General features: G+C 38.3%; 9 protein-coding genes. 5 read left to right on the forward strand and 4 right to left on the reverse strand.

All coding sequences use genetic code 11. The features are described 5' to 3' along the window. Positions 1-330 (reverse strand): chloride channel protein (locus ABYT26_RS16835; RefSeq protein ID WP_372756044.1); only part of this gene is annotated, 330 nt, incomplete at its 3' end. Between the two features lie 129 nt (positions 331-459). Between ABYT26_RS16835 and ABYT26_RS16840 the strand changes: the two genes are divergently transcribed. The 5 genes from ABYT26_RS16840 (at position 460) to mazG (ending at position 5,406) form a co-directional block, all read left to right on the forward strand. Further along, positions 460-720, forward strand: a complete 261-nt coding sequence (locus ABYT26_RS16840) for a hypothetical protein (RefSeq protein ID WP_372756046.1) — start codon at positions 460-462, stop codon at positions 718-720. Positions 721-1,442: 722 nt separating this feature from the next. Continuing rightward, the gene (locus ABYT26_RS16845; RefSeq protein ID WP_372756048.1) at positions 1,443-2,006 is read left to right on the forward strand and encodes a hypothetical protein; all 564 of its coding nucleotides are present in this window, start codon (positions 1,443-1,445) and stop codon (positions 2,004-2,006) included. Between the two features lie 576 nt (positions 2,007-2,582). Continuing rightward, complete coding sequence (locus tag ABYT26_RS16850) at positions 2,583-3,689, forward strand: alpha-L-fucosidase (protein WP_372756060.1); 1,107 nt, start codon at positions 2,583-2,585, stop codon at positions 3,687-3,689. A gap of 29 nt (positions 3,690-3,718) precedes the next feature. Then, a complete protein-coding gene (locus tag ABYT26_RS16855) occupies positions 3,719-4,261 on the forward strand; it encodes a DUF5077 domain-containing protein (protein WP_372756050.1) in 543 nt (180 codons plus the stop codon). Positions 4,262-4,629: 368 nt separating this feature from the next. Then, positions 4,630-5,406, forward strand: coding sequence for a nucleoside triphosphate pyrophosphohydrolase (gene mazG / locus ABYT26_RS16860; RefSeq protein ID WP_372756052.1), 777 nt, complete (start codon positions 4,630-4,632; stop codon positions 5,404-5,406). Between the two features lie 203 nt (positions 5,407-5,609). On the opposite strand, the gene ABYT26_RS16865 is transcribed toward mazG, so the two are convergent. From ABYT26_RS16865 to ABYT26_RS16875, 3 genes are all read right to left on the reverse strand, one after another. After that, a complete protein-coding gene (locus ABYT26_RS16865) occupies positions 5,610-6,971 on the reverse strand; it encodes an MFS transporter (RefSeq protein WP_372756054.1) in 1,362 nt (453 codons plus the stop codon). Between the two features lie 141 nt (positions 6,972-7,112). Continuing rightward, complete coding sequence (locus ABYT26_RS16870) at positions 7,113-9,005, reverse strand: glycoside hydrolase family 2 TIM barrel-domain containing protein (RefSeq protein WP_372756056.1); 1,893 nt, start codon at positions 9,003-9,005, stop codon at positions 7,113-7,115. 68 nt (positions 9,006-9,073) lie between these two features. Further along, a partial coding sequence (locus ABYT26_RS16875) for a glycoside hydrolase family 30 beta sandwich domain-containing protein (RefSeq protein WP_372756058.1) occupies positions 9,074-10,129 on the reverse strand: 1,056 nt, incomplete at its 5' end.

Raw genomic sequence — 10,129 nt, forward strand, 5'->3', positions numbered from 1 at the left:
AAACAGCACCAGGGGCGCCATCCGAAAAGGAATCACTTTTTTAGGCGAATGAAATTCTTCCAGCAGTAAATTGTTCCCCTTCACCACACTGTTTCCGTACAAATGGTAGGACAAGCCGATGATAAAACCACCCACCGGCAGCAGAGCAATAATCCACAAATGAGCTTCCCGCCAATGGGTTACCCACTCTAAACTTGTTAGGAAAAATGCAGAAACACTACCCACTATCGCTCCCAAAAGCAGGCAAATCAAAATCCATTTTAAAAGGTAGAGAAAGGATGGAACCTGCTCGAAAGAAAAGAGCAGATTTTTAATTTTATGTATATTCATAAACGCCGTTAAAAATGATTCAAAACCAAGCTAAATGTTGATTACAAACAAATTCATTTCGGCCTGCAGTAGCCTTTAGACCAAACAAGCTGCAAATTTAAATTAAAAACTTAAACTTAAGCCCTAAATGTGAAAAGCTTTTCCGAACGGCAGTTCCCCTTCGGCAAAAAGCAGAAAAGCACAAGCAAAAGGACAAAAACCATCTGCCTCCTCCTGAAACGATCCCAAAATCAGCCCAAAAGCTACCGAAAAGTAATTAAATACCTCGAAGCAAATGAGGTGATTGATGGTGAAGAAGCCTACAAAACACTCTCCCTAAAAGTCAACAAGCTTATCGAAATCAATAACACGCTCATTGAAAATAAATCGAAAAAACGGACAACACCTTAGTAGAAGAATCCTAACTTACACACTACTTCTGCTAAAACAAATCAAAAAAGCGGACAAATTTCTGGAACAGAAGAATCTTACTACACACTATTTTTTTTGATTTGTAAACCACTCCTTTGGGAGTGTTTTTTTGTGCCCTGTGCTTGCTACTCATCATCGAGAAAATTACCAGGCTTCTTCCCCTCATTTACCACAAAAAAAGCAAAAAAAACGATTATTAAGTTTACCTTTGGCATTCATTCCTTGCATCAGGGAAAATCACTTGGCTCGCTCCCCAAAAACAAAAGTGGGAATGGATTTTATTTATGAATTAGCTTTAATTCGACAATTAACTTCACATATGATCAATTGCATTTTAAATATTGACAAAATGAATTTACTAAATGTACTAAGTGGATTATTGACACCTTTGATTGCGATTATAGCTGCATGTATTGCATATCAATAATATAGATCTAACAAAAAACACGGTGAAATTAAAATTAGATTCTGATGACAACAAAAGCTAAATTATCATGGATATTGATGAGCCATTTTAATGAGTTTTTAGACGACTGTCGTTATGTGTAATTCTCCACATCTCTCAGAATTAGCAAGATTAAACTCTTAAACTAACTTAATTTTTGTTGCAAGAATTAGCTGAAAATTGAAATAAACAACTAAAATGTAAACACTAGAAACAAACTATACTTAACATTAATATTTCAAAATAAAACAAAACTATGAAAAGAATTCTATTAATTTTTGGTTTAACCTTATTTATTAATTTTACTTATTCACAAACAATTAATATAACTGAATCAGAATTTACTGGTGTAATAGTGTATGTAAATGACACTATAGGAGAAGGAATTAAATTAGAACAACAAACAATTTCTACGTCAACGAGAGCAAATGCAGCAAGTTTTGTTCCTGTAGTTGGATTCGCGGCAGGAAAATCAAAATCAAAAAACATAGTTAAAGGGAGCTCGTCTTCAGTTAAGCTAAACAATAACAACAAACTACAATTTATTGTTAAAGTCGCAAATAATTCAGTTGACCCTAGTACGATATTAAATATATTTAAATTATCTAGTAACCGTAAAAAAAATATTAGAACACTAAAGATCGGCTCATATAACGCTATTGGAGGTTCAAAATCTGGAAATATTAATTACATTCCATTTAGTGCAAAAAAATATGGAGAAAATTCATATCTAATTCAGATTGATAATATTGAATCAGGAGAGTATGCAATGACATTAGTTGAGCGAAGAGATTTATTTCATATGTTCTGCATAGAATAATAACAAAACGCTAATCGAATAGCCTCTCCCCGCTGGTAATCACTGGCAGGGAGAGGCTTTCACATCACCCCAGGTACGGGTTTACTCATTAAATAATTTTAGAATAAGCTATTCAGGAGGGCTTCGCCCTAGAGCTATGGCTCCGCTAGTGCTCAATTGTATCGCCTTCTTCGGTAAAAAGACAAAAGCCACACGAAAGGGTTCGTGCGGTAGGTGAGATAATCATAAGAAAAGCGAAACTTTTAAATATCAAAGCTCTCAAAGTCAAACTCCTCTTACTTATAATGCTCTGTAAAATAGTATTGCGTATTTTTTGTTTACGAATTATTGTTTTGTAGATTCACATACTAAATATAATAAGCCTTCATTACCACCCCAACATCGGACAATCAAAACTGTTTTTTTTAAGCATAACAGAAATAGACGATATGGCCTTTGTTGGAATGTTAGCAAACATTAGAAACGAAAATAAATTCTTGTTATAAAAAAATGGAAACTATGAAAACCTTAATGCTAAGCTGTTATTTCATCCTATTGACGATGAGTACTGTCTATTCTCAATAGGATATCCCCTCAATAGACCCATATGCTAATGAAACCGATGCTGAACGTGATGCACGTATGGAATGGTTTCGTGAAGCACGGTTTGGAATGTTTATCCATTGGGGCGTTTATGCTGTACCAGCAGGAATTTATGAGGGTGAAAAAGTTGGTAAATATGGTGAATGGATTATGTCTGACGGAAGCATACCTATGGCCACATATCAGCAATATGCTAAGGAATTTAATCCTACGAAATACGATCCGGAAGCCTGGGTGAAACTAGCTAAGGAAACCGGAATGAAATATATTGTAATTACTTCGAAACATCATGATGGTTTTGCATTGTTCGACTCAAAAGTTTCGGAATGGGATATTATGGATGCTTCTCCTTATGGAAAAGATTTAATTGCCCCCCTGGCTGAGGCATGTAAAAAACATGGCATCAAGCTAGGCCTTTATTATTCTCAAGCTCAGGACTGGAATCAGGGAGGTTCTGCTCGGGGCAAGGATAAGAAAGGCAAGTGGGATCCTGCACAGAAACATGATATGGATGATTACATAAAAGATATTGCAGTGCCTCAGGTAAAGGAAATTTTAACCCAGTACCAACCTGCAATATTATGGTGGGATACGCCACGAGGAATGAACAAAGAACGTGCAGAACAATTCTTACCCCTATTGAAATTAGCACCAGGAATCATTCATAACAACAGACTGGGTGGTGACTACGAAGGTGACATCAGTACTCCAGAACAATTTATCCCAGGTACTGGTCTTCCTGGCGATTGGGAATCATGCATGACAATGAACAACACATGGGGATATAAAAGTTACGATCACAACTGGAAGTCTACAGAAACACTTTTACAAAACCTGGTTGACATTGCCAGTAAAGGCGGAAACTTCCTTCTAAATGTAGGACCAACAGCTGAAGGCTTAATTCCAGAACCAAGTGTTGAACGATTGAAGAAAATAGGAGTCTGGATGGAGAAAAACAGTGAATCGATTTATGGTACAAGTGCGAGTCCTTGCCGCACTCCTGCATGGGGACGTATTACAACACTTACAAAAGGAAAAAACACCACACTTTATCTTAACATTTTTGATTGCCAAAGAGCGGAAAGATATTCATTCCTATAACCAATAAAGTTCAATCTTGTAATTTGCTTGTGGACAAGTCTAAAGAATTTAAAACCAAAACGGATGAGCAAGGCACTACAATATCCTTGTTAGGCGATGCTCCAGATTCAATCAGTTCAGTTGTTGTATTAAAAATTACAGGCACACCATTAGTAAGCGATGCTGACAATATTAAACAAAATAAGGATGGAAGCATCGTATTACCAGCGCAAAAGTCGATTATCAATAATGTGATAGGTTCACATGTAACTTTTAATAAAGAGGCGGATTGTATTGAGCAATGGTCAAATAATAAAGCTACAGTAGATTGGGATTTTTCTGTTGACAAAGCTGGCACATATACAATTTCGATGCACCTAGCCTCAGAAGAAGAGAGTTCCATAGAATTAATTATTGCAGGTCGAACAATCCAGACCAAACTACTTGCAACCGGTGGATTCAAATCTTATAAAACAGTTAATGTTGGGGAAGTTCTTATTGATAAAGCAGGTGATTATAGCATACATCTAAAGCCAAATCAGAAAGAATGGAAAACAATAAATTTACAGAAGGTACAATTATTGCCTAAATAATTCTGGCTTAAGAATCCAATAACTATGGAATTCGTAATACGAATGAAAAACCCTCTGGACTTGGGCTTAAAAACGATTTGCTAGTCGAGTAAGCTAAGGGTATCACCCCTAACCGCTCACAAAAGCGTACTTGAAGCTCTCGATTCATAGGGTTCTTCACAATCAAAGCTAAGGCGTTTGTTGGGAACTTAGCTTTCATATACTAAAAAGTACCTTCCTTTTGACATGTGTACTTTTTTAGTGTTCGCAGAAGAATAGCCAGGGATAAAGGCAGAAGCTTTCCCTCCCTGGCATTCAAAATCCCAATAAAAGTCCAAACTCCCAAATTCTTTCGTAAATTTGATCTTCGAATATCAAATGCACAACAAATGGATAGAAAATTAAAAGCCTTTGAGCGCTTACTAAATATTATGGATGAGCTTCGTGTAGGCTGTCCCTGGGATAAGAAGCAGACCTTTGAAAGCCTGCGAACACTTACCATTGAAGAAACTTACGAATTGGCCGATTCGATTTTAAAAGGCGAAAAAGAAGAAATTAAAAAAGAATTGGGCGATGTTCTCCTGCACATTGTTTTCTACGCCAAAATTGGTTCCGAAACAGGCGATTTCGATATTGCCGATGTCTGCGATGGCATCAGCGAAAAGCTCATCTATCGTCATCCTCATATTTTTAGCAACACCCAAGTAGCCAACGCCGAAGAGGTGGAAGAAAACTGGGAAAAGCTGAAGCTGAAAGAAAAGAATGGCAACAAAACCGTTCTCGAAGGCGTTCCCCGCTCCCTGCCAGCCATGGTAAAAGCCAATCGCATTCAGGATAAGGTTCGCGGCGTGGGTTTCGACTGGGACGAAAAAGAACAGGTCTGGGAAAAGGTGAAGGAAGAAATGATGGAAGTTCAGGAAGAGATCATCAATGGCGATCCTGATAAAATGGAAGCTGAATTTGGCGATCTGTTCTTCTCCTTAATCAATGCGGCTCGTTTGTATGGCGTAAATCCGGAAAACGCTCTGGAACGCACCAACCAAAAATTCACCAAACGATTCAACTACCTGGAAAGCAAAACCATGAAGCTAGGTCAAAATTTAAAAGACATGAACCTGGAGGAAATGGATGAAATTTGGGAAGAGGCTAAGCAGTTTGATAAGTAAGTTACAAGTCTCAAGCTCAAAGTAAGAAATCTATTTTTCATCCTGCATTAGCAGACTACTTTTGAAAAATCGGCAAGGGAAAAATCCCCCTTGTTTTTCCAATAAAACAAGTAAGAAAAAAAAGATCATCTCACTGAAGAGATGATCTTTACCAAACTAAAATAAAGGATATAACTAACTTTCCTTGCACTACATAAAATCTTTTATTCTGTGACTTCAGCCAATCTTCTCTCATCCAAATCGGCTTTCATCACCACACAGGTATCATGATCGATGGTATAGAAAAACAGAAGGATTGCACAAGACATGTATAGAATTCCTGGAATCACTGATATCATCAATTTTATTCCTGTAATAGCTGTATCTGTTTGCTCAACATTGGGTGCAAATTCAAAGATGGCGAGCATCCAACCTGCCAATGCTCCTCCAATACCCCAACCTGCTTTTTGTGCAAAGGTAGCGGCCGAGAATACCAATCCGGTTGATCTACGTCCGGTTTTCCACTCGGAATAATCTGCTGTATCGGCAAGCATTGTCCATAGTAAAGGAACTGCGGGCGCATAGGCCATTTTTGCCAAAATATTAAAGGTATATATCATGGTAAGATTATTATTACCAGGTAGATATAGGCAGATGAAGAAAAATCCGGAAAGCAATGAGCTAGCCAAAAACACGTTTCGTTTCCCGAATCGTTTTGCCAATGGTTTCGAGAAAGGAATCGCTACAATAAGTGCTACCGTCCCAATTACATTGAACAACTGTACATTTTCTTCATTTCCTATATAGTATTTAAAATAGTAGGCAATAGACAAATTTTGCATGGCAAACATGATAAAAGAAATGATGCCGACAAAAAATAGAATTACCCAAGGTTTATTTTTAAACAAATTCTTGAAATCTTCTTTTAAGTTTTCTTTTTGTTCTTTGGGAGGTTGAACCCTCTCCTTAGTGGTTTTAAAGGTAATCATGAACAAAATGAAACTGACAATGGAAAACAGAATTAAAGTGTATTGATATCCCTTAGCATTATCGCCACCACCAAAATACAAAGCCAATGAAAGTGCTGTGCCTGAAACAATAAATTGTCCAATAAAGGCAAAAATAAATCGATAAGAATTCAATCCTGCACGCTCATAAGAATCAGAAGTCATTACAGCTCCCAATGAAGAATATGGCAGATTAATAGCCGTAAATACCGACATTAATAAAATATAGGTAACACCAGCATAAATAACTTTTCCTGTTGGTCCTAAATCGGGAGTGGTAAAGGTGAGTACAGCCAATACGCTATATGGAAGAGCCATCCATAAAATGTAGGGTCTGAATTTTCCCCAACGCGTATTTGTTCGGTCTGCAATAATTCCCATAATTGGATCACTTATCATATCCCAAAAACGAGCAATCAGCATGATAGTACCTGCTGCAGCAGCCGAAATTCCAAAAGTATCGGTGTAAAAAATCAAAATCCAAAAGCCAACCATATCCCATACAAAATGGGAGGCCGTATCCCCTAAACTATAGCCAACTTTTTCTTTTAATGATAGTTTTGATTCTATGTCTTTCATTTTTATATCTATATGTTCTTTAAAGGAATTCTAATTCGTAGCTATCAGCAGTCGGAATATCTTTTTCTGGAAGCTGTTCGCTGAAACTAAATAGCCTTTCTAATTAGTATGTCTGTAATTCTTTTTTTATCTATCCCTTTATCAGTCAATGCCGAATAACTCGTAGGTTCTCGTCCATTCCACAAGCTCACCAGGTTTCGCATTCAGCTCAAAAAACAATTCAGGACTCACCACATGTGTCCATCCCCACAGGTTTACTTTTGCTGTGGTAAAACTATCTGTTTCGCGAATGCCTATTTTACTTTTTGTGTTGATCAACTCCCAGCTTGCAGCTACTTCCCTGTTCCCGGCTAAATGGCTATAAAAGAATTGTTCGTTTGGTGTGCCCCTAAAAGTAATCTCATTTTTTCCAACCAGCACTTTGTCTTCCGGATTCACAATGGCTCCCACAACTCCTGCCTGAATCTCAAAAGGAAATTTTAAGAGATACTGACTCCCAATTAAATCCTCGTTGATAGCCAGAAAATTATGAACGTATTCGTCGGTAGAGATTGTTTTACTGCCTGTATTACGGAAATGATAGTTAACGACAAAATGATCGTCGAACAATTCAATTTCCTTTTTCAGCTCATAAGCATAGCCATTTCGCTTTTGCGATTTACAGGTAATGCACACTTTATTATCGCTGCTCCTAAAGTCGAATTCAGCAGGTTGAATTTCGTATTCGTGACTAAAACGATACTCGTCTTCCGATTTTTTTAGGGAGCCTACTCCAATTTTATGAAAATAATCCTCCCGCTCTGTTTCGTCGAAGTCGATGGGTCTCTCAATTCCAAATTCGTTGTACAAACCCCTTCCAAACTTATTCTGATCTACAGAATCGGTACGTTCTACTCCTGTTACACGAATGTCTTTGTATTTCACCATCGCAATTTTCCCTGTCCAGTCGAAACGGGAAAACTGATAGTTTTCCGAAGGCAAATCGATGTGCAATTCTATGTTCTTGTTCTTTAATATATGTGTCATATTTCTTTTTCTGGTAAAAATATCCTTCAGAACATAAAAAGCTTGTTTTTTATTCCGATTGATATCTACAATTCCCCAATACTCTTCATTGGGTGCTCCATCGTAGGGCACACCGCTGCTGTTGGGTGCCCAACCACCTGTATCCTGAGTATCCTTACCTCCTGCTTTCCACAATTCATCTACAAAAGCAAAAATGGCAAGACCAGAACAAATGTCCCGATTATTCAAAGTAGTTTCTGCTATTTTTCGAGTCGCATCGGCTTGCGCTAACTCATTCACACCCTGAGCATATCCATCTTTGGCAATGCTCATGTAGCTATCAGCTCCCGCTTCGGAAAGATACATGGGCTTGTTGCTAATGGCACTCCACTGAGCAAAAATTGTCTCCGGATTGTCCCATCGGTAAACATTCATGCCCCAAATATCAACATTCGGACAAGTTGCCAAAGCCAATGAATCGGGCAATTCGCCATGAGCGGTAGCAACAGGATGGTTTGCATCCTGCTGATGAATTTTTTCCGCTGCCTGATTCATAGCCCGATACCAGTTTTTAAGATCGCCACCAAACCATTCGGGATGATAGTTGTACTCATTGCCCAGCTCCCAAAACAGAATGGCTTTATGATTTTTATATTTCTGAACGTAATCGATAAAAGAACCAGAATGAATATCGTAATGTCCCTCCTGATTGTATCCGAAACCAATAATCACCTTCAGTCCGGCCGCCGCAATCTCATCGAGAACCGCTTCCTCTTCAATGGGAGAATAGACTCTAATGGTATTGATTCCTGCCTCCCGCATGAGAGACAGGTCTTCGGATAGCTTTTCGAAGCTGCGCTCGTTAACACTGCCTATTGGCACAGGATGATAACAGATTCCCTTTATGGTATATATGGAATCATCCACCAAAATAGACCTTTCCTTTACACTTACCACACTGCTCTGCTCCGATTGGCATTGCACACACAGTAAGCATATCAGCAAGAAGAAAAAAATATTTTTAATCATAGAATGATTTTTAAAGCAGCTTGTAATATACAAAGCTCTTCCTAAAAATTTAGGAAGAGCTAATAAGTTTATTGAGGAATTACAAGCGTTTGAATTGCCTGAGCGTTAATTTGAATATCGACACTGCGATCGGCTAAACTGAACTTCACATTTTTTGTTTCTTCATTCATATTCAATAGAACAACAGCTATACTTCCATCCGGATTTTGCGCCGCTGTCACCATTAAACTGTCATCCGGGTTTTCGAAACCGATACGCACGGCACCCGGTCTGATGAATTTACTAAAATGCGCCATGGTATAATACAAGGGGGTGAAGTAAACCTCGTCTTTATCAGGATCGACAATTACCGGAGCAACACACCAGTTCTTAAACCAGTTAGGACCCCCCTGACGATCTAAAACCATATTCCAATCAACCCAACCGTCAACCCAATTGTTTAGGCAGCCAATAATATCTCTTGCATAACGATATACGGGAACATATTTTGGGTGAAGATATTTTTGCTCTTCAGGAGCCCAATCCCATCCCCAATCAGTACCTTCTTTCGACCAGTACCAGGCATCATCATTCCAATGAGGAATTTCTGAGTCAACACAGGCTTCCGACTGAATCATTAATTTATTGGGTGCTTTCTTGTGGGTATATTGCAAAGTCTCAGGCATATAATCGTAGGTACTTGCATACCAATGAATGGCCATTCCATCGAAATATTTCGAAGACTCTTCATCTTTATACATTACATCTGCCCATTCTTTCAGCTCATCTCTGTTTTGGTCGTAACCTAAAATCTTAACATCCTGTCCGTCGGCCTCCAACTTGGGTCCCATGTGCTTGCTTACAAATTCCACCATTTCCTCGGCAGTAAAATGCATACTATCCCAATTGTTTCCATTTCCCAATGGCTCATTTTCGATAGTTAAGCCCCAGATGTTAATTCCTTCCGCCTTATAAGCATCAAGATATTTTGAGAAAAACAGTGCCCAGGTATCATAGTATTTTGGCAATAATTTTCCTCCAACATAGGAATTGTTATCCTTCATCCAGGGAGAAGCAGTCCAGGGAGAAGCAATAATTTTGAATCCATCCTCAGAAATCGCCATGGCTTCCTGAATCATTGGAAT

The sequence above is a fragment of the Labilibaculum sp. genome (assembly GCF_041595635.1).
Taxonomy (GTDB): Bacteria; Bacteroidota; Bacteroidia; order Bacteroidales; family Marinifilaceae; genus Labilibaculum.